Raw genomic sequence first — 20,050 nt, 5'->3', positions numbered from 1 at the left:
CCTTGGAATGAAGAGCAATAGTGACAAGGTTAGCTGTTTTTGCAATCGATTGCAATTGTGTTAAATTTAGGTAAACTCAAATAGGTCGGGGCAATACTGCCTGTATTTATCAGCACGGAGATACAGATGATTAGCAACAGTGTCAGAGTAAAATATTCCCTCATGCTGACCTACTTTCTGTTTGCTATTTTGCTCAACAGTGTGGGCACTGTGATATTGCAGGTGATCAACGGTTATGGGGTCAGTAAAGAGGCTGCCAGTGTGCTGGAAGGCTTTAAGGATCTGCCAATTGCACTGGTGTCTTTTATGCTGGCGGCTTACCTGCCCAGGTTTGGCTATCGCAACGCCATGATGCTGGGCACCCTGCTGGTCACCGGGGTTAGCCTGTTAATGCCTCTGCTGCCGGTATTCTGGATGACCAAAGTGCTGTTTTTCTGTGTCGGCAGTGCCTTTGGGTTGGTCAAAGTGTCGTTGTATTCCACCGTGGGGCTTATCAGTGACGATAAGCAGCAGCACGCATCCATTATGAACACCATTGAAGGGATTTTTATGGTGGGGGTGTTGTCTGGTTATTGGTTGTTTGGTGCTTTTATCGATGGTGATGATCCTGCTTCAAGCAACTGGCTGAACGTTTATTGGTGTCTGGCCTTGTTGGGCGGGCTGAATTTCTTGTTGCTGTGGCGCACACCATTTGCCAACCCTGTCCCTCAGCAGAGCAGCCGGCCCATGGAGGATTTTCTGGCCATGCTGAAATTAGCCCTTAAACCTCTGGTGTTGGTATTTGTACTATCTGCTTTTCTATATGTATTGATTGAGCAGGGGCTGGGCACCTGGCTTCCCACCTTTAATAACCAGGTTCTGCACTTACCCGCCGATATGAGCGTGCAGGCGACCAGTATTTTTGCCGCCTGTTTGGCCATTGGCAGACTGGGCGCCGGGGTATTGATGACCCGAATCAGCTGGTATGTGCTGCTGAATATTTGTCTGCTGGCGATGGCGGCATTAGTGCTGGTTTCCATGCCTCTGGCCAATCTGGCCATGCCGCAGGCACAGATGAGTTGGGGTAATGCGCCGCTGGCGGCCTTTGTTTTTCCATTGATTGGCTTGTTTATGGCACCCATCTACCCGGCTATCAATTCTATTATGTTGTCGTCTCTGCCCAAAACCCAACATGCCGCGATGACTGGGTTGATAGTGATTTTCTCGGCGCTGGGCGGCACCACAGGTTCAATGATTACCGGACTGGTGTTTGGCAGCTTTAGTGGACAAACGGCATTTTATTTGTCGCTTATCCCCATCGCTGCCATCTTAATAACTCTGTTCTATTTCCGCCAGGGTACTCTGCAGCAGGGCCCTGCGGCCCCCATCAGGGATGGCTCAGCTCATACAGGCGGGTAGACAAGGCGGTCGACGAGCGACTCAACTCGCTTAGCGCCGTGGCATCGCGGGAGTTCATCTCATTACTCTCGCGAATGCCCTCGGCCAGGCGGTGAATTTCATTCGCCACTTTGGCCTGCTCGCTGGCGGCGGTAGCGATCTGCGAGGTGCTGTCGCTGATGCCACCAAACGCTTCGACAATCTCATTAAAGCCGGCGATCACCTTATTGGAACGCTCAACAGTTTGTTCCGACAGGGATTGTGAGCTGAGAATAATATCCACGCCTTGCTTGGCTGAACTTTGTAGCTGGGCAATCATATTCTCTATTTCATTGGCAGAGGATTGCGAGCGTCCTGCCAGGGTACGTACCTCGTCGGCTACCACAGCAAAACCGCGCCCTTGTTCCCCGGCCCTGGCCGCTTCAATGGCAGCATTTAACGCCAGCAGGTTGGTTTGCTCTGATATGCCTTTGATTACATCCAGCACCGCGCCCATTTGCTGGGCATCACCGGACAGGCGGTTAATGATGTCAGCGGTTTGCTGTAACACACCGGCCAGTTCCTGATTGGCCTGGTTGTTGGCCACCACATCCTGCAAACGCCGTTTTACCAAGCCTTGTGAGTCATCCACCGTGTCGGAGGTGGTACGGGTATTATTGGCCACTTCTGCTGCACTACTGGCCATCTGATTAATGGCGGCGGCCAGCATATTGTTTTCACTAAGTTGATGTTCTGCACGGTCTTTGAGATCGTGAGCCATGCTGCTTAGTTCTTCGGCTCGTTGCTTGGATTCTGCCGCCTCAGCGGCGATTTGGCGCAGCAAACCATTAAGGTGCTCGCCATAATTATTCACCGCCTGTTTCAACAGGCCTATTTCGTCCAGCTTATCAATACTCAGAGTGGCCGACGCACCGCCCCGTATCAGCCGTTGTATCTGTTCGGTGGTTTCATTAACCCACCCCAGCACCTTGTTAGCATAGAAAATCAGTAAACCAACAAACAAGGCGATGAGTGGCAAAAGGGTGCCATACAGGCTGAAACTCAGGTGACTAACCGGCTCCTGTACCACCTGACTGGGTAATACCAGGCCCATCTTCATGCCTTCCTGCGGCAATGACTGTAGGGCCAGCAGGCTGGTGTCGCCCTGAACCACGCCTTCAGGCAAAGAACTGATGCTTTTCCCCTGACTAATAGCCTCCAGCAATGGGCGCAAACTTTTGTCCTGACCGGCAACCTGTTGAAGATTTTGCATATCCAGGCGCTGGTCGCGAATATCCGGGAAACTGATGATCTGATCATTGGCACCCAGCAAGAATATATAGCCGCCGGATGCTTTGTTTTGGGTGCGGAACAAGTCAGCTAAACCGGATAGCACCAGATCGACCGTGGCTACCCCCCAGAATTTGCCCTGGCGTTTAATGGCAACCGTGCAGGTTACCATAGCCACACCGCTGGCCGCATCCTCATAGGCTTCAGACCAGCCACACTGGCCGGAATTTAATTGTTTTCCGGCCTGATACCAGCTTTCATTGTGGTAGCCGTTGCCACTGGGGTCGTTGTAATCATCGGATTTGACCAGACGGCCATTATTGTCGCGGGCCCAGAAAAAGGAGTATCGGGACTGACCGGCATTAAAGGCATTGGGTTCTGGCCAGATACCGCCGCCGGCAATATTAGTGTTGCCGAATTGGTTGATCAGAACCGGCATCAGGCTGTTGAACTGAGCGTCATCCAGCGGCAGATGTTGCGCCAAAGCGGCCATATTCTGGGTGAGAATAGCACCCTGATTCAGTTCATTTCGCAGCTGCGCCGCGCTGTCTGACACCCTGACCAGGGCTTCTTGTTCAACTTCCTGTTGAATAATGGGCAGCGCCAGCCATTGCATTACCAGGTAGATTACTACTAAGGCGGCACCCAGTAAGCCGGCCCCCAGATAACTGGCCTTGGTCTTTATCATCAGATCTTTTGCCATGCGTCTATCTCACTGTTATTGGTAAGGAAGTTCAGCCTCCTTAGGATAGACCAAGATAACGACAAAAAGCCTTTAACCGCAAAAAAATTATGGCTTTTCAGATGCTTCCGTTACAGCATCAGGGCATCATCAACAACGTGGCGGTGCCTAAAAAGGCAAAAATACCAACCACGTCCGTGATGGTGGTGAGAATAACCGAACCGGCCAGCGCCGGATCGATTTTCAGGCGTTTCATCAATAGTGGCAGCGTTGCGCCAGCAAGTCCTGCCGCCAGCATATTGATCATCATGGCAAAGGCGATAATGCCACCCAGGGTCAGATCCTGTTTCCAGATGGCCACTACACCGGCAATCAGTACAGCCCAGATAATGCCGTTCAGTGCACCAATGGCCAGTTCCTTACTCACCAGCCAGCGGCTGTTACTGGGACTGACATGGCCCAGCGCCATGCCCCGAATAACCAGCGTTAATGTCTGGTTACCGGCCACGCCACCCATACTGGGCACAATGGTATTGAGAATAGCCAGCACGGCCAGTTGACTCAGGGTGGCTTCGAATAAATCGCTGACCATTGCCGCCAGTAATGCCGTGACCAGATTAACCCCCAGCCAGATAGAGCGTCGGCCGGTACTTTTCATTACCGGTGCGAAGGTATCTTCCTCGTCATCCAAACCGGCCATGCTCATCATGCTGTGTTCGGCTTCTTCACGGATGATATCCACCACATCGTCGATGGTGATTCTGCCCAGTAGCCTGTCTTCGCCATCCACCACAGGAGCAGAAATCCAGTTGTAGCGCTCGAACAGTTTAGCTACTTCACCTTCGGGCATGTCTACGGGGATGGTTTCGGCGTCTTCATCCATCAATTCCTCCACCGTCATATCTGAGGTGGCGGTCAGCAGGCGGATCACCGGCACAATCCCAATAAGCTTGTCGTGACGGTTCACCACATAGAAGGCGTCGGTGTCTTCCGGCACTTCCCCTTTTAAACGCAGATAGCGCAGGATCACATCGACGGTCACTTCCGGGCGCAGGGTGATGGTGTCGGTATTCATAATAAAACCGGCGGTACCCTCACCGAAGGAAAGCGCCTGCTCGGCCCTGACCCTGTCCTGTTCATCCATGGAGTGCAGTACCTGCTGGAAGATGGTATCCGGCAGACCGCGCAAAAGCTCGGCCAAATCATCGGTGTCCATATCTTCCAGGGCGTCGGCGAGTTTTTCCGGTACCATCTGGCGGATGATGCCGTTGCGCACATCTTCGGACAGCTCTTCCAGCACATCACCGTGGAATTCAGGGTCTATAAGTTGCCAGAGCACGGCGCGGCTCTTGGCTGGCGTGGACTCCAGCATAAAAGCCACATCCGGCGCCGGCATATGATGGAGCATCTTGCGCACGTGCACATACATGCCGCTGGACAGGGCGTCATTAATAGCCTGTAGCTGCTGGTATGAGGATTGTGATTCGAATGCCGGTTCCAACTTAGCTCGGGCCCTTGTGCAACTTATTGATTTTCTGTTGTTAGTTTAGTGGAAGACGAACAGCAGGTCAGCAGGAATCTTATCGCAAGATGAAGTTAAGTGTTCTTACCGGACAAACTGTTGGTAAGATAAAATGATCATCAAATCTGCTATTAACATTTAATGCAAGGACGCGCTTGTGAACGCTACTCGCTTTAGAACCTCTCTGCTCATTTTGCTATTGGTGTGTTGGGCGTTCTCATCCTATGCATCACCGAACGATGAATACCGGATTGCTGCGCAGCCTGACTGGGTGGTTCCAGCTTCCATTCCTGCCTTAGGGTCTGTTGAAATAATGAATAATTTCAATGGTATAGCTCATTTGCTGGTAGACAGACAATGGAAAATTCAAGAGACACAACAGAGTCGTTTTGAACACTTCGCCGAGCAGGCCCTGAATGCCGAGGGACTGGGATATATTTCCAATATCGAAATCGATTTTGACCCCAGCTATGAGCAGGTTATTTTGCATGATGTCGAGGTGATTCGCAGCGGCGTATCTGAACCTCGTCTGCCTCGCGCCAGAATTAGCCTGTTGCAATTAGAAACGCAACGAGAGTATCAAATTTACAATGGGCGCAAGACCTTAAGCTTGGTACTGGATGATATTCGGGTTGGCGACGTGGTTCACTACAGTTACAGCGTGGTCGGTGTTAACCCGGTGTATGCCGGACATTTTTCCAATCAGCTTGCGCTGGGCTGGCGGGTACCTGCGGCGTTAGTCAATTACAGATTGGTGTGGCAAGAAAACAAGCCTTTATATATTCAGAATCACCTCACTGATATCGAACCCAACATTGAGACGCACAACGGCACCAGCGTTTATCATTGGCAACAAGCCATGCTGGAAGAAATAGAATGGGAAGACAACATCCCTGGCTGGTATGACCCTTTTCCGTTTGTCCAGGTGAGTGACTATGCCAGTTGGCAGGATGTGGTGGCGTGGGCGATACCTTTGTTTCAATCCAGACCACAAGAAATGGCGACGGTGATTGATGAGATTCGCAGCACACACCACTCGGTTGAAGAGCAGTTGTTGTCTGCGCTGAGATTTTCTCAGGAGAGCATTCGCTATTTGGGAATCGAGATGGGTATTCACTCCCATCAACCTCATAGTCCGGCACAGGTGCTGTTGCAACGATATGGTGATTGCAAGGACAAAGCCTTACTGCTGGTGAGTATTCTCAATGGTTTAGGTATTGAAGCAAACGTCGCCCTGGTGAATACCCAGAGTGGTCTGGCCCTGCCTGACAGCCTGCCAACGCCATTGAGATTCAATCATGCCATTGTAAGAGCAAAGCTGCATAACCAAACCTACTGGTTAGATGCCACTCGAACTTACCAAAGTGGCAATCTGGCTCATTTGTATCAGGCTGACTTTGACTATGCCTTGGTTATTGCAAAAGACACGGCGAATTTACAAAACATGTCGGCAGATATCCTGCAGGTGCATCGTAAGAAAGTCGTTGAATATGTTGACTTGCGCACATCTCATGATGAGGCCACTTATGAAGTGACCACCAGTTATGACGGCTTTTATGCTGATCAGTTCAGAGAGCAACTGGCCGGGTCTAATCTTAAAACCATGCAGCAGAACTATCTTGAGTACACGCAAAAGTACTTTGAAAATGCCAAGGTTTCCGCTGATCTGACGGTATATGATGACGATGGCTTAAATCGTATTACCGTTACTGAAAACTATGTTGTGTCCCCCATATGGCAGGCCGAGGCCGGTTCTGACTTTGTAAGTGTCAATTTTGAGCCTTTTCTGATGGATGACCATTTGCACAAAGTTGAAAAAAAAGCCCGCCGCTATCCCATGTCTTTCTCTCATCCGGTTGAATTTACGCATATAACCCGAATCAAAATGCCGGCAGACTCCAATTTCGCTGATGAGCAGGTGAGTATAAAAGACCAGGCCTTTGACTACAGCAAGGTGGTGCAATTTGATGGTGAAACGTTGGAACTGACGTATTCATATGGTTCGAAAAAGTCGGTGATAGAGCCCGAGTATTACTCGGACTACGCGAAGAATATTGGGGCCGCTCAGGAAGAGGGCTTTTATCTGATTCAGAAAGTCGACCCGGCTTTGAACTTTGGTACCTACCAATTTGCCATGAAAGACATTAACTGGCCGGTAATATTATTACTACTCGTTAGTTTGCTGGTTTGTGTGTGGCTGAGTATCAAAGTTATCCGTTATGATCCCCCCGTGAAGCCATACCAACCCGAGGTATTCTGCTCATCTGGCATTGGTGGTTGGCTGATTCTGCCGATGTTGGGTCTGTTAATTACCCCGCTTGCGTTGGTTATTCAAAGCCGGGATCTTTGGTACCTGGCGTCAGCGAAACAGTGGGCAGTCATATCTCAGCACTACGATTTTCCGATGATGACACTGCTATGTGTCGAGTTGTTTACCAATGTTATGTTGCTGGTCGGGACAATAACCGTTTTATGGTTGTTTTTTAAACGCAGGCAAACTCTGCCCAAAGTTTATGTAATATATAAAGTCGCTATGTTGCTGATTATCGGGATAGATCTCTACCTGACCTCTGTCCTTGGCGGGCCAGATTTCGCAGTGGAGGCTGCAGAGATCACTGAATGGTTGTCAATGCTGGTCACCAGCCTAATCTGGATTAGCTATTTCCTGGTATCTAAACGTGTCAAAGCCACGTTTATTCGCAGGTACAATTCTGCACAGACTGAAGCGTCCACGCCTGAGGTGGCTGCTGAGGGGGCGAACTAGCGGCATCCAGATGCAATGCCGCAAGCTGAATAATGATTACTGTGGTATGCGATGTCGACAGGCTTTGCGACTGGACCTGCATAATGGGTCACCCTGATTTGGTGATTGCGTCAGCAATACCGCACGCATTTGGTTGTTGACCAGTGCGGTGGCGGCAATCTGGCCATAATTGTTGATATCTTCAGCACTGATCAGTGGCCATTGGCTACTAACCAGCGTATTGAGGTCAATCAGCTTACCCTGTAATACGATAATCGCCCTGGCATGGCCGTCTTCATCCCAGGCCTGTCCGACTGCCACGCCTTGATCATTAATCCCGCGTAGCGATGAGGCGCTGTAATTTTTCAGGGTACCCAGCTCAAGGGTCTGCATTTCACCGCCCAGCAGAGGAAGCCACAGAGCTGCCAGGGGCGGACGATGTGGCCCGGAGGCTAACTCACCCGCTACCATACCCAGGTTGTTAATATCTTTGGCTTCGGACCATACTTCACTTTGGTCCGATAACTGGCTGACGACATGATGCTGATAGAGCAGCGCAGAATTTGGCCGAAAACTGTAGGGCCTGTATTGATATCCCACCAGATTGCCACTGTCGTTTATGCCTAAACCTCGGCGGTAGTATTCCTTGTCCATTGCATGCAATTGCATTTCCTTGCCATGCCAGACGGTCAGATTCTGCTGGCCCTGCTCATCATAGCTCCAACCCACAATTTCGCCCTGGCGGTTAATATCTTCCGCCTGACCTCCACCGTTTTCATGTGCTACTGCCAGCAAAGTCAGGCCTTGTTTGTCGCCTTTAATGGGGCGGGTGATCGAACCGCTTAGTGGGTAGTAGTCGGTTTCATAGCCGACCATAATGCCGTCGTCATTGATCTCTACCACATAGGTCCTTTCAGCGTCGGGATGTGCATGCCCTAAGTCTTGCATCTGACCTTGCTGCCAGACAAAACCATAGCGACACGGCGCGTTCTGCTCACTGGCAAGACATTCCGGCCGGTTGTTGCGGGTTGACCAACCCACCACCTGGCCCAGATCGTTCAGGCCCATGGCTTGAGACTCTGCACCACCCAGGGTGCCTAAATCCGTTAACTGGTAAGCTGGCAACGGTGCGGCCTGGCTTAAATCTGCCAGCAACAGACAAAGTCCGGCAATCAGCTTGGCTGTTTTCATAAGCTTACTTCCTGTAATGGTGCTAAGGGGGAGTGATTGCCGCCAAATTATCGCCAGTTCTTTCCAAGCACAACCCGTGATTACAAATTAATACTTAATTTTCAAATATTTAACTATTTTGAAAAACAGGGCATTTTGGCGGTCATTCTTGCTATTCGCCTAAAGTCGGTTGGCCTCAGCACTAAAAGCGGGCTAGAGTCGCCTCATGTTGGCTTGATATATATGCTTTGCATGGAAAGTTTTGCCCTGGTCTTGATTTACCTGTTAATCGGCAGTCAGCTTCGCCGTCTGCCGCAGTTTCCTGCCGACACAGGTATGGTGCTGAACCAGTACGTACTTTACGTGGCCTTGCCTGCTCTGGTGTTGCAAAAAATCCCATTGATGACGTTTTCTGCCCAGTTGTGGATGCCGGCAGTACTGCCCTGGATCATTTTGTTAATAGTGGCCACACTGGTGTTGTTGGTGGGTAAGATAATGAAATGGGACCGGCATTTAATCGCTGCGCTATTGGTGGTATTGCCGCTGGGGAATACGTCCTTTCTGGGCTTTCCCATGGTCGAGGCCTTTTTTGGCGAGCAGGCTATGCCCTATGCGATTATTTACGATCAGCTTGGTTCGTTTCTGGCCCTGGCCACTTATGCCACCCTGCTCTGTGCCTGGTACAACCCGCAGGCCAGCGCGCCTTCTGCCGGTCAGATGGCCAGACGGGTGCTACTGTTTCCCTCCTTTATTGCCTTATTGCTGGCGTTGCTGCTCAAAGACTGGCCTTATCCTGAATTTATGCAGCGCCTGCTGGATAGTCTGGCTGCTACTCTGGTGCCTGTGATCATGGTGGCGGTGGGCTTTCAGTTTCGCCTCAAACTGGATGGCAAAGAAGCCCTGCCGCTGGGATTTGCGTTGATGGTTAAATTAGTGCTGATGCCCGCCATTGCCCTGATCCTGCTCTTGCCGTTGCAGCCTGATGGTCTGTTGTTGCAGGTCGGTGTATTTCAGGCGGCAATGCCACCTATGGTATCGGCTGGCGCGCTGGCCATAGGCGCCGCATTAGCCCCCAGATTGGTGGCCGCGTTGGTGGGGTTGGGTTTGGTGCTTAGCTTTATCACTCTGCCGTCCTGGTATTGGCTGTTGCAGCAGGTGGTATCCTGATGTCATTTGTGCTCAGAGCCGCCAAAGTCGAAGAGGCGCAGTCGCTGTCTGTTTTAGCACTGCGCTCTAAAGCCTATTGGGCCTATTCTGCAGATTTTATGGCCGCTGTGGCCGATGAATTAACGCTATCCTGCCAGCAATTACTGAGTGAGCAGTGGGCCTGCCAGGTTGCTGAAGGCAAAGATATTGTGCTGGGCTATGCCCTGATTGATAAAACCCATGCCGGGCAATGGCAATTGGACGCCTTATTTGTCGAGCCGCAAGCAATAGGGCAGGGGGTAGGGCGGGCGCTGATGGACTGGGTGAAACAACACATGGCGGAACACAATATAACCAGCTTAATCATTCAGAGTGATCCGCACGCCGAAATGTTCTATCTGGCGATGGGGGCTAAACGGATAGGCGAGTTACCCTCGGCCAGTATCGCAGGGCGAATGTTGCCTTTGCTTGAGTTGGCTGTTTAACCTTTTATCCAGGCATCTGAGCTTAGCAGTGCCACATTGTCTTGCCTCCGTCACATAAGCGTTGGAGACTCGACCTTTTTTAGATGGAGACACACCTTGCGTAATCTGATTCTGGCAATCGCTTTGTTCAGCGCGCATACACTGGCAGGACCCAGTTTTATTCTGCTGCAGGACCTACCTTACACAGACACACAGGAATATGTGTATAAGAAGCTGATCCGGCCGGCCATTATGGCCTCGGATGCTGCTTTTGTTATTCACGGCGGGGATATGCAGGGGAGTAAGGCACCTTGTAGCCAGGCAGGATTGACGGCGATTCGCGATGATTTATATGCCTTAAAGCCGGACCGGGTTTTTGTGACGCCAGGGGATAATGATTGGACCGATTGCGACAGGCCCAGTAATCCCCATCCCGTCAGCGAGTACCAGGTGCTGAACCAGTTACGCGAGATTTTTTACCATCCCGCCCCGTCAGGGCTGGCCGAATGGCAATTAAGCCGGCAGGAGGAATACCCTGAGAATGCCCGCTGGCTGGTGGAAGAGACGGTTTTTGTTACCCTGCATATATTGGGAACGGTCAATGGCCGCGCACAGATATATCTGGATGATGCTGACTTTGCGCTACAGCAGGTAGAAATGCGTGACCAGGCAAATCAAATCTGGCTTGAGCAGGCCCTGGCTTTTGCCAAGCTCAAGCAAGCCAAAGCCATGGTGATTGCCACCCATGCCGATATCACTGTGGGGGAAGGCAAGCCTGTTTGTCGCGCTGACAGCACCCATCAATGTGATCCTTACCTGCAATATCGCCGTCAATTACGCGACGTGGCAAAAGCCTTTGGTAAACCAGTGTTGTTCGCACATGGTGATACGGAGCCCATGTGTTTGGATAAACACTTTGGAGGCCCTGATACTGTGAATTTGTGGCGATTAAACGGTGCCGGGGATTACAACCTTATCGACGCGTTGACGGTGAAAGTCACAGAAGACCCTGAGCAGCCTTTTAAAGTAACGGCTCTGACTCAGGAATTAACACCACCTTCCTGTACCGAGGAGTAGAAGATGCAAGTGATTCGGGCTAGAGAGTTTACCGCCGAGCGCCCATGGGGGGCCAAAGACATTGCCTGTATGCAGGGGATAAGCACCCGATTGCACTGGACGGATCAACCCTATCACTGGCATGTCAATGATGGCGATGAGGTCTTTGTGGTGCTGGATGGCGAAGTGGAGATGCGTTATCGGGATAAAGGCAAGGAGCATAAGGCACTGCTTGGTTGTGGTGATATTTTCTATGCTGGTGTCGGCACCGCCCATTGCGCCTTTCCTGTGGGACCAGCGCGCATTCTGGTGGTGGAAAAACAGGGCAGTATCTGATGCTGGAGCTGCGACCCAACTGTGAGTGCTGCAATTGCCCGCTGCCGCCCGATTCAGAGCAGGCCTGGATATGCAGCTATGAGTGCACCTTCTGTCAGCACTGTGTGGAACATATTCTGCAAAATGTCTGTCCTAATTGCGGCGGGGGTTTTACTGCGCGCCCCATTCGGCCAAAGCAAGCATACCGACCCGGAGTCAGCCTGTTGCATCAACCGGCCTCAAACAAAGCCGTACACAGCCGTTACAGCCCTGAAGATATGCAGACCTTCAGTCAGTCACTCAAAGCTATCCGTCCATCCCAACGTTAAGGCGCAACCAGTCTGCCTTTGCTGAGAAATACGCAAAGGCATCGGCATAAACCAGTTTTACCGTGATCTGCACCGCTGCATGGATTAAAATTCCCCGGCGCAAAGGCGCTGGAGGATATATGAGCGAAAACGGCGCCATCAGGCTTAATAAATTTATCAGCGATTCAGGCTACTGTTCCCGTCGCGAAGCAGACAAGCTGATTGAACAAAAACGGGTTAGCATTAACGGCAAAGTGCCAGAGCTTGGTACTAAGGTGATGCCCGGCGATCAGGTCAGTGTGGATGGCAAGCCGGTTGGTGCCAGTGCCGAAGACAAATCTGATCGTGTCTATATTGCCTATAACAAGCCGGTTGGCATTATCTGTACCACAGAGCGCGATGTGCAGGGCAATATTGTTGATGCCATCGGCCATCGCCAGCGTATTTTTCCTATCGGGCGGCTGGATAAAGATTCAGAGGGACTGATCTTTCTGACCACAGACGGGGATATCGTTAACAAGATCCTGCGCGCCGGTAATGAGCATGAAAAAGAATATCTGGTGACTGTCAATCAGCCGGTGAGTGAACGTTTTGTGCGTCAGATGAGCCAGGGGGTACCTATTCTGGGCACCATAACCAAACCTTGTCAGGTAAAAGCAACCGGGCGCTTTTCTTTTCGGATTATTCTGACACAAGGACTGAACAGACAAATTCGCCGCATGTGTGAGTTTCTTGGTTATCAGGTGGTGCGTCTCAAACGTGAGCGTATTATGCAGGTGCAACTGGGCAATCTTAAGCCTGGCCAGTGGCGAAATTTAACTGAAGCAGAGATGGGGCAAATTAATCAGGCGGTGCGCTACTCCAGTAAGACCGTCTAGATAGGCTAATGACAAACTGCGAAGGTGATTTGCTTAGTACAGTATTAAATACCAGAGGTTACTGAAATTTACTCTGCCTCATTAAATTTCTGTTGAATTAATTGTTCCACTGCCAGCAGTGCGGCTTTGGCATCCTGCCCTTCGCTGATCACCAGTACTTCCTTGCCCATGCTGCTTTCCAGCATCATCAAACCTAATACACTGGTGGCTGAAGCTGACTTGTCGCCCTGTACCAGCGTTACCTGGGCATCGAATTGATTGGCCAGTTTCGCTAATTGGGTGGCTGCTCTGGCATGTAATCCCAATTTGTTCTGGATTAACAGGACCTTTTCCAGTCTCATTTTCGTGACAACTCCCTGTGCCTTATTTGTACATCCGGATGTACCGCCTTGAATGTGCGCGCCAGGCTTTCTGCCACGTAAACGGAGCGATGCTGACCACCAGTACAACCAATGGCTATGGTGACATAGCTGCGGTTATTGCGCTCCAGATGAGGTAACCAGGTTGATATCAGGTTCTGTATTTGCCAGATAAACTTGGTAACAATGGCCTGGGAGCCTAAAAATGCTTCCACTTGCGGATCCAGACCGGTCAGGCTCTTCAGCTCAGGCTCCCAGTGCGGGTTAGGCAAAAATCGCGCATCGAATACGTAGTCGGCATCCTTGGGAATGCCATGTTTAAAACCAAATGATTCGAAAACCAATACCAGGCGTGAGCTCTTTTTTCCCAGGATGCGTTCACGCACCAGTTCGGCCAACTGATGCACCGATAACTCACCGGTGTCGATGTATAAGTCGGCCCGCTCGATAATCGGGGCAAGCAATAAGGCTTCTGACTGAATAGCGTCGGTCAGCGACTTACTGTGTTTGGATAACGGGTGCAGACGACGGGTTTCGCTGAAACGTTTGATTAGCACGTCGTCACTGGCATCCAGATAAAGTATGGTCAGTTCCCAGTTAGAGGGCAGGTAGTCAAGAATTTCTACCAACTCTTCAGGGTCTTTGGGTAGGTTACGCACATCAATGCTGACGGCAACCTGATCATACTCATCGACAACCGTGTGGGTCAGAGTCGGTAGCAAATTAACCGGAATATTGTCCACACAGTAATAACCCAGATCTTCCAATGCCCTTAAGACAATAGACTTACCCGAGCCGGAGCGCCCGCTGATAATAATGAGTTTCACACTATGGCCTCAAATAGTTCCTGATCTGATTGGGCATGACGTAGCTTTTTCACCGTTTCCTTGTCATTCAGTTTGGCTGCTATAGTGGCCAGGGTTTGCAGATGTCCCTGTGCCTGATCTTCTGGTACAAGAATAGCGAAGAAGATGTCCACAGGCTGATTATCAATGGCTTCAAACGCGACGGCTGGCTGGCTGGTTAACAATATTGCCGTGACTTTCTCCAGTCCGGCCAAACGGCCATGGGGAATGGCAATGCCACAACCAATGCCGGTACTACCCATTTTTTCACGGTTCAGCAGACTGGTGAGGATCGCATCCTGACCAATTTCTGGCAGATGCCTGGCCGCGATATCACTGATAGATTCCAGAATGCGTTTTTTACTGGTCCCCTGAATGGCACAGGAAGTGCAATCAAGGGAGAGGATGTCTTTGATTTCCATGCTGAGTTTTGTGTTGTGGCCATAAACAGGCGGGGCCTGTTTATGGCTTTGTTTGAGCCTAATGGCGTTTTATTTTTTCCTTATGCTTGAGCACCTGGCGATCAAGCTTATCTATAAGGCTGTCAATGGCGGCATACATATCGGTATGCTCGGAGGTGGCAAAAACCTCGGCACCATTGAGGTGCAGAGTGGCTTCCGCCTTCTGATTAAGTTTCTCCACATTCAGGATAACATGGACATTGTTAATATGATCGAAATGTCGCTCCAACTTGGTAAATTTGCTGTCAACATAGGCGCGAAGAGAATCGGTGATTTCAACGTGATGACCAGTAAGGTTGATTTGCATAATGCCTCTTCCTTTTGTTGGTAAGTCTTAAAGCAGACTCTTGCGTTGGTTGGATGGGGGAATCGATAAGGATTCCCGGTATTTGGCGATTGTCCGCCGGGCAACCATAATGCCTTGCTCGGCCAACAACTGCGCAATCTTGCTGTCACTCAGCGGTTTGGCGGGTTTTTCTGCCGCCACCAGTTTTTTAATCAGAGCGCGGATAGCAGTAGACGAGCACTCGCCACCACTTTCCGTTGCCACATGGCTGGAGAAGAAGTATTTCAGCTCAAAAATGCCACGTGGTGTATGCATATACTTCTGGGTCGTAACCCGGGAAATAGTGGATTCATGCATATCCACCATTTCTGCGACATCATTCAGCACCATTGGTTTCATGGCCTCAGGGCCATATTCAAAAAATCCCTGTTGCTGCTGTACTATGCAATTAGCCACTTTAAGTAGCGTTTCATTCCGGCTTTCCAGACTCTTGATAAACCATTTGGCTTCCTGCATATGAGAGCGGATAAACTGGCTGTCGCTGGAATTTCTGGCATTGCGGCTCATGGCCGCATACTGCTGATTGATACTCAACTTGGGCAGGCTATCAGGGTTTAGTTCTACCACCCAGCGGCCATTTTTCTTAGTCACTGACACGTCTGGAATAACGTACTCTGGTTCACTGGTGACGATGGCGCTGCCTGGCCTGGGATTCAGGGTTTGCAGTAACCGCAGTGCTTCACGCAGTTCGTCTTCTTTCAAACGTGCCTTGCGCATCAGGGTACGGTAGTCTTTGCTGGCCAGCAGTTCGCTATGCTCCAGAATCAACGCCTTGGCTTCTTCCAGCCAGGGGGTTTCAGCGCCAAACTGACGAAGTTGCACCAATAGGCATTCTTGCACTGAACGCGAGCCTACCCCCACAGGATCAAACATCTGGATACGTTTTAACACGCATTCCACCTCATCCAGTTCCACTTCTTCGTCTTCGATATCCAGACTCTGCAGAATGTCTTCGGTGCTGACCGTAAGATAACCTGACTCATCAATGCTATCGATAATAGCGATAGCAATAGCGGTGTCAGTTTCACTGAAAGGGGTCAGACGCATTTGCCACAGCAAGTGATCCTGAATGCTGTCGGATGTTTCACCCTGGTAAATATTGTCCTCATCTGAGCTGGCGGCTGAGGAGGAGGGGCCTGAAGAAGCGCTGTAATACTCATCCCAGGTAGTATCTACCGGTAAGTCGTCTGGTAATTCCTGTTTTTCCAGCGCTTCGCCGGTTTCCATGCGGTCGTTGTCTTCGCTATTGGCAGAAGCACTGTCGTTGCTGACATTGTTGAGGTCCTGATCGTCGCCGGTGGAAAAATCCTGGCCGTCATCCGCTTCCAACAAAGGGTTGGATTCCAGGGCTTCCTGGATTTCCTGTTGCAGATCCAGGGTCGACAGTTGCAACAGACGAATGGCCTGTTGCAGTTGCGGCGTCATGGTGAGCTGCTGGCTGAATTTTAGCTGTAATGCGGGCTTCATCTACTTCTTATTATCTTCCAATGGCCTTCAGGGTATTGATATGGTCGTTCATGGCAAGTTCAATGCCTGTTTGGCTTAACTATAGCTTGAATTGCTCACCCAGGTATACATCTCTGACCTGCTTGTCGTTAAGTACCTGTTCGGCTGAGCCTTCCGCAATTAATTCACCATGACTGACAATATAAGCTTTTTCACATACATCCAGGGTTTCACGGACATTATGGTCGGTAATCAGAACGCCGATGCCTCTGTCTTTCAGATGATGGATAATCTTTTTTATATCGCTGACCGAAATGGGATCGACACCGGCAAAGGGCTCATCCAGCAATATAAATCTGGGGTTGGCTGACAAGGCCCGGGCGATTTCCACCCGGCGTCTTTCTCCTCCGGACAGACTCATGCCGGTGCTATGACGGATATGGTTGATGTTAAATTCATCCAACAATGCATCCGCCTCCTGCTCCCGTTGCTCCTGGTTGAGATCCTTGCGGGTTTCCAGAATCGCCATCAGATTTTGATAAACGCTTAGTTTCCGGAAGATGGATGACTCCTGGGGCAGATAGCCAATGCCCAGTCTGGCCCGCACATGCATTGGTTGGTGGCTGAGTTCCTGGTCATCAATAAATATCTGGCCTTTGTCCATGGGAACCAGGCCAACAATCATATAGAAGGAAGTGGTTTTTCCTGCGCCATTGGGGCCGAGCAAACCCACAATCTGTCCGGTACTGACTTGCAGGCTCACGTCACGCACCACCTGGCGATTTTTGTAGCTTTTCGCCAGATGCGAGGCCTTAAGTGTTGGCATGAATTTACTTCTCCTGGACCGGTTTCTTCTTGGGCTCTGGCTGGAAAATTGTTTCTACCCGGCCATCACCGTCGTCCGAGCCTTGTGCGACTAACTGTTCCTTCTCCATATTGAACTCAATGTTATCACCGCTAACACTGCTGCTGTTTTGATGTAGCTCAGCATTTCCCTTTAAGGTCAGAGTTCGTTTATCCACCTGATATTCGATATGATTGGCCAACGCCCGAATACGACTGCCGTCGGCCATGGTTTGTTGGTACTCGGCCGGTTCGCCTTTGGCAATAAAAATTTCCCGTCCTTTACCTTGTTCGGCATTCACTTCCACTTCATCGGCATCAATACTCAGGGTGCCTTGGGTGATTTTCACATTTTCGCGAAAAATGGACACTTTATTGATACCGTCACCGGACTGGTATTTGGAGGCCACCTTAATAGGTTCGTTAAAATCCTTATTGATTGCTGCAGCGGAAGCACTCAGAAGAACGGCCGCCGTCAGCACATGCAGTTTAATTTTATTTACCATAGATGGTCTCTACGTGATCCAGTAGTTCAAATTGTTTGGTGTTCAAATCTGCGCTAAAACCATTGCCTCTGATGACATAATTGACACCGCTGATGGTAACAGGCTGGTCAGAATGCATGGTTTTGCTGTTCAGGTCTATCTCGATAAAGCTGGTGCTGATGGTTTGCAGCAATCCTTCGTTGCTAAGACTGCGTATCTCTACATTGGTTTCCAACTGAATGCGGTTGTCTTCGTATAGTGTGCCCTCGTCGGCGGTAATTTCCCAAGGGGGCTCGTTCGTGTCAACAAAGATACTGTATTGAGGTTGCTGGAACAGGGTAAAACCCAGCATGTCGTAATGCTCCATTACCTTAGCGTGGATACTATGAGTCAGAACACCATCGTCATTATACAAACTGGTTTGCATATTGCGGGCCAGGTAATTTGGCTGCCAGACTTCTTCACCTTGCTTGCTGGTTTGTGGCTGTTCACTGTCCAGCCACCAGTTGTAGTTGGTAGCCAGTATCAGCACAAACAGCAGCAGAATACTTAAGGTCAGGCGATTCATAGGCTAATGCCGTGTATTTGGGTTAGTTGATGATTGGCTTGCAATATCATATCGCAAACCTCTCTGACGGCACCAAATCCACCTTGGCAACGGGTAATAAAATCGGCCTGTTGTATCACCACTGGATGACCATCGGGTACCGAAATCTTGATACCTGCTTGTCTGAACATGCCCAGATCGGGCATATCATCACCCATGGCAGCTATCTGCTCTGTATTGAGTTTCATCTGCCCAGCTATGTCCTGCAAGGCCTGTTGTTTATCTTCCTGCCCCTGGATGATATAGCGCAGGCCTAGTGCGCGCATCCTGTCTTCCACTATTTGAGATTTGCGTCCAGTGATGACAGCCACTTCTACCCCTATTTTCATCAGCGCTTTGACGCCGTAACCGTCGCGGGTGTGAAAGGCTTTTAATTCTGCACCATCATTTCCCAGATAGATTCGGCCGTCGGAAAAAATACCGTCCACGTCACAGGCTAACAAGCGGATATTGGCAAAGCGCTTAAAGATAGAAGTGTCTAACGTGCCGTAGGGGGTCTGGGTATGGCTCATGTGGCCTCTAATTCCGGTTAATGTTGAAACAAACTGGCCTGGTAAGCCAGGTAGCAAGCCAATAACAGTCCGCCTTGCCAACGCTGTATCTGCCGCCGTCCGCGAATAGCGATGCAAAAAAATACCAACAGCATGGTCAAAGCCAGCATGGCTGGCAAATCCCGTTGTACCGCCAGGGAATCTATGGCTCCCGGAGCCAACAGCCCCGGCATGGACAGTACTGCCAAAATATTAAAAATATTGGAGCCTAATATATTGCCCAAAGCCAGATCGTCTTCACCTTTCATGACGCCTGCTATGCTGGCGGCCAGCTCAGGTAAACTAGTACCGATTGCGATGACGGTCAGGCCAATCACCAAGTCACTAATGCCAAAATGCCGGGCAATATCAGCTGCCGAAGCCACCATCACATGGGCGCTGAGTGGTAATAAAAGCAAACCAGCCAATATCCACAACACGGCTTTAGCGGAAGCCATTTTGGATATTTCCCCGGCTATTTCCTGATTAAGAGGATCCTGTTTGTCGCTGCGTAGTGATAGCCAGGCAAGCAGGCCAATCACCAGGAAAAATAATAATAACAACAGCAACCCTTCACGGTAGCCCAGACGGCCGTCCCACAATAAATAGGTGGCCAGTAAAGACACCGCCAGTACTATGGGTAATTCCCGCCACAACGTGCCAGAGGATACCAGCAGCGGCCTGAACAGGGCCGTGATGCCTAACACCAGGCCGATATTTGCAATATTTGAGCCGATGGCGTTACCAACTGCGGTATTGCTGTTGCCCGCTAGTGAGGCACTTGCACTGACCATAATCTCCGGCGCAGATGACCCCATGGCTACAATAGTCAGACCAATGAGCATGGGGGGCAGTCCAAAATTTCCCGCCAGCGCAGAAGCACCGCGGATGAATCCATCGGCACTCCAACTTAATACTGCCAGACCGGCCAGGAAAATCAGGGATTCTGTAATCACTAGCTGCTGAAAGATGTCCATATCGTTGACCTTGTGGCGATTGTCGCAAAATCCAAGCCTTTTGCCTATCAGTGCGCATCATGGATTTGCGAAAGTAAACTGTACCGTTTACAATTCGACAGATCCAGGCCAGATAGGGGTTAACCAGGCCTGGTCAGACAAAATTCGAACATTTAGAACACAACTTATTACTTTTTAACTTTGTTGCAGTTTCTTGAAAAACATTACAATACCCCCACTCT

General features: G+C 50.2%; 21 protein-coding genes. 8 read left to right on the top strand and 13 right to left on the bottom strand.

Annotated features, from left to right (window positions below; all coding sequences use genetic code 11):
* Positions 1-126: 126 nt before the first annotated feature.
* Positions 127-1,398 carry an MFS transporter gene (locus tag ABD028_RS09455; RefSeq protein WP_343844422.1) on the top strand — a complete coding sequence of 424 codons (1,272 nt, stop codon included), beginning with the start codon at positions 127-129 and terminating at the stop codon, positions 1,396-1,398.
* On the opposite strand, the gene ABD028_RS09450 is transcribed toward ABD028_RS09455, so the two are convergent.
* Positions 1,367-3,349, bottom strand: coding sequence for a methyl-accepting chemotaxis protein (locus ABD028_RS09450; protein WP_343844420.1), 1,983 nt, complete (start codon positions 3,347-3,349; stop codon positions 1,367-1,369). The genes ABD028_RS09455 and ABD028_RS09450 overlap by 32 nt on opposite strands.
* Positions 3,350-3,467: 118 nt before the next feature.
* Complete coding sequence (gene mgtE, locus ABD028_RS09445; RefSeq protein WP_245921670.1) at positions 3,468-4,829, bottom strand: magnesium transporter; 1,362 nt, start codon at positions 4,827-4,829, stop codon at positions 3,468-3,470.
* A 334-nt stretch (positions 4,830-5,163) separates the two neighbouring features.
* Here mgtE and ABD028_RS09440 point away from each other — a divergent pair, with 334 nt between their 5' ends.
* Positions 5,164-7,614 carry a DUF3857 domain-containing protein gene (locus ABD028_RS09440; protein WP_343844417.1) on the top strand — a complete coding sequence of 817 codons (2,451 nt, stop codon included), beginning with the start codon at positions 5,164-5,166 and terminating at the stop codon, positions 7,612-7,614.
* Between the two features lie 36 nt (positions 7,615-7,650).
* Here ABD028_RS09440 and ABD028_RS09435 read toward each other — a convergent pair whose 3' ends face one another.
* Positions 7,651-8,784, bottom strand: coding sequence for a hypothetical protein (locus ABD028_RS09435; protein WP_102797279.1), 1,134 nt, complete (start codon positions 8,782-8,784; stop codon positions 7,651-7,653).
* A 231-nt stretch (positions 8,785-9,015) separates the two neighbouring features.
* Here ABD028_RS09435 and ABD028_RS09430 point away from each other — a divergent pair, with 231 nt between their 5' ends.
* From ABD028_RS09430 to rluF, 6 genes are all read left to right on the top strand, one after another.
* A complete protein-coding gene (locus ABD028_RS09430) occupies positions 9,016-9,930 on the top strand; it encodes an AEC family transporter (protein ID WP_343844415.1) in 915 nt (304 codons plus the stop codon).
* Positions 9,930-10,394: a GNAT family N-acetyltransferase gene (locus tag ABD028_RS09425; protein WP_102797278.1), complete on the top strand. Its 465-nt coding sequence runs from the start codon at positions 9,930-9,932 to the stop codon at positions 10,392-10,394. Before ABD028_RS09430 ends, ABD028_RS09425 begins: the two co-directional genes overlap by 1 nt.
* 96 nt (positions 10,395-10,490) lie before the next feature.
* Positions 10,491-11,450: a hypothetical protein gene (locus tag ABD028_RS09420; RefSeq protein WP_102797277.1), complete on the top strand. Its 960-nt coding sequence runs from the start codon at positions 10,491-10,493 to the stop codon at positions 11,448-11,450.
* A gap of 3 nt (positions 11,451-11,453) precedes the next feature.
* Complete coding sequence (locus ABD028_RS09415; RefSeq protein ID WP_343844412.1) at positions 11,454-11,765, top strand: cupin domain-containing protein; 312 nt, start codon at positions 11,454-11,456, stop codon at positions 11,763-11,765.
* Positions 11,765-12,073 (top strand): DUF1272 domain-containing protein, encoded by a 309-nt coding sequence (locus ABD028_RS09410; protein ID WP_343844411.1) that lies wholly within the window; start codon positions 11,765-11,767, stop codon positions 12,071-12,073. The genes ABD028_RS09415 and ABD028_RS09410 overlap by 1 nt, the downstream gene beginning before the upstream one ends.
* A gap of 119 nt (positions 12,074-12,192) precedes the next feature.
* The gene (gene rluF / locus ABD028_RS09405) at positions 12,193-12,930 is read left to right on the top strand and encodes a 23S rRNA pseudouridine(2604) synthase RluF (protein ID WP_343844410.1); all 738 of its coding nucleotides are present in this window, start codon (positions 12,193-12,195) and stop codon (positions 12,928-12,930) included.
* 68 nt (positions 12,931-12,998) lie between these two features.
* On the opposite strand, the gene ABD028_RS09400 is transcribed toward rluF, so the two are convergent.
* From ABD028_RS09400 to ABD028_RS09355, 10 genes are all read right to left on the bottom strand, one after another.
* Positions 12,999-13,271 carry an HPr family phosphocarrier protein gene (locus ABD028_RS09400; RefSeq protein WP_102797273.1) on the bottom strand — a complete coding sequence of 91 codons (273 nt, stop codon included), beginning with the start codon at positions 13,269-13,271 and terminating at the stop codon, positions 12,999-13,001.
* Positions 13,268-14,116 carry an RNase adapter RapZ gene (gene rapZ, locus ABD028_RS09395; RefSeq protein WP_102797272.1) on the bottom strand — a complete coding sequence of 283 codons (849 nt, stop codon included), beginning with the start codon at positions 14,114-14,116 and terminating at the stop codon, positions 13,268-13,270. The genes ABD028_RS09400 and rapZ overlap by 4 nt, the downstream gene beginning before the upstream one ends.
* Positions 14,113-14,556 carry a PTS IIA-like nitrogen regulatory protein PtsN gene (ptsN, locus tag ABD028_RS09390; protein ID WP_102797271.1) on the bottom strand — a complete coding sequence of 148 codons (444 nt, stop codon included), beginning with the start codon at positions 14,554-14,556 and terminating at the stop codon, positions 14,113-14,115. Before ptsN ends, rapZ begins: the two co-directional genes overlap by 4 nt.
* 58 nt (positions 14,557-14,614) lie before the next feature.
* Positions 14,615-14,902 carry a ribosome hibernation promoting factor gene (gene hpf, locus ABD028_RS09385; protein WP_102797270.1) on the bottom strand — a complete coding sequence of 96 codons (288 nt, stop codon included), beginning with the start codon at positions 14,900-14,902 and terminating at the stop codon, positions 14,615-14,617.
* Between the two features lie 27 nt (positions 14,903-14,929).
* Positions 14,930-16,408, bottom strand: coding sequence for an RNA polymerase factor sigma-54 (locus tag ABD028_RS09380; protein WP_102797269.1), 1,479 nt, complete (start codon positions 16,406-16,408; stop codon positions 14,930-14,932).
* Between the two features lie 79 nt (positions 16,409-16,487).
* Positions 16,488-17,213: an LPS export ABC transporter ATP-binding protein gene (gene lptB, locus ABD028_RS09375; protein WP_343844405.1), complete on the bottom strand. Its 726-nt coding sequence runs from the start codon at positions 17,211-17,213 to the stop codon at positions 16,488-16,490.
* 4 nt (positions 17,214-17,217) lie between these two features.
* The gene (gene lptA, locus ABD028_RS09370) at positions 17,218-17,736 is read right to left on the bottom strand and encodes a lipopolysaccharide transport periplasmic protein LptA (protein ID WP_102797267.1); all 519 of its coding nucleotides are present in this window, start codon (positions 17,734-17,736) and stop codon (positions 17,218-17,220) included.
* Complete coding sequence (gene lptC, locus ABD028_RS09365; RefSeq protein WP_102797266.1) at positions 17,726-18,283, bottom strand: LPS export ABC transporter periplasmic protein LptC; 558 nt, start codon at positions 18,281-18,283, stop codon at positions 17,726-17,728. Before lptC ends, lptA begins: the two co-directional genes overlap by 11 nt.
* The gene (gene kdsC, locus ABD028_RS09360) at positions 18,280-18,834 is read right to left on the bottom strand and encodes a 3-deoxy-manno-octulosonate-8-phosphatase KdsC (protein WP_343844402.1); all 555 of its coding nucleotides are present in this window, start codon (positions 18,832-18,834) and stop codon (positions 18,280-18,282) included. The genes lptC and kdsC overlap by 4 nt, the downstream gene beginning before the upstream one ends.
* A 17-nt stretch (positions 18,835-18,851) precedes the next feature.
* A complete protein-coding gene (locus ABD028_RS09355) occupies positions 18,852-19,808 on the bottom strand; it encodes a calcium/sodium antiporter (RefSeq protein WP_343844472.1) in 957 nt (318 codons plus the stop codon).
* Positions 19,809-20,050: the final 242 nt, after the last annotated feature.

The sequence above is a fragment of the Bowmanella denitrificans genome (assembly GCF_039522935.1).
Classification (GTDB): Bacteria; Pseudomonadota; Gammaproteobacteria; order Enterobacterales; family Alteromonadaceae; genus Bowmanella; species Bowmanella denitrificans.
Note: the sequence above shows the minus strand (reverse complement) of the source record. Positions and strands in the feature narration are given on the sequence as shown.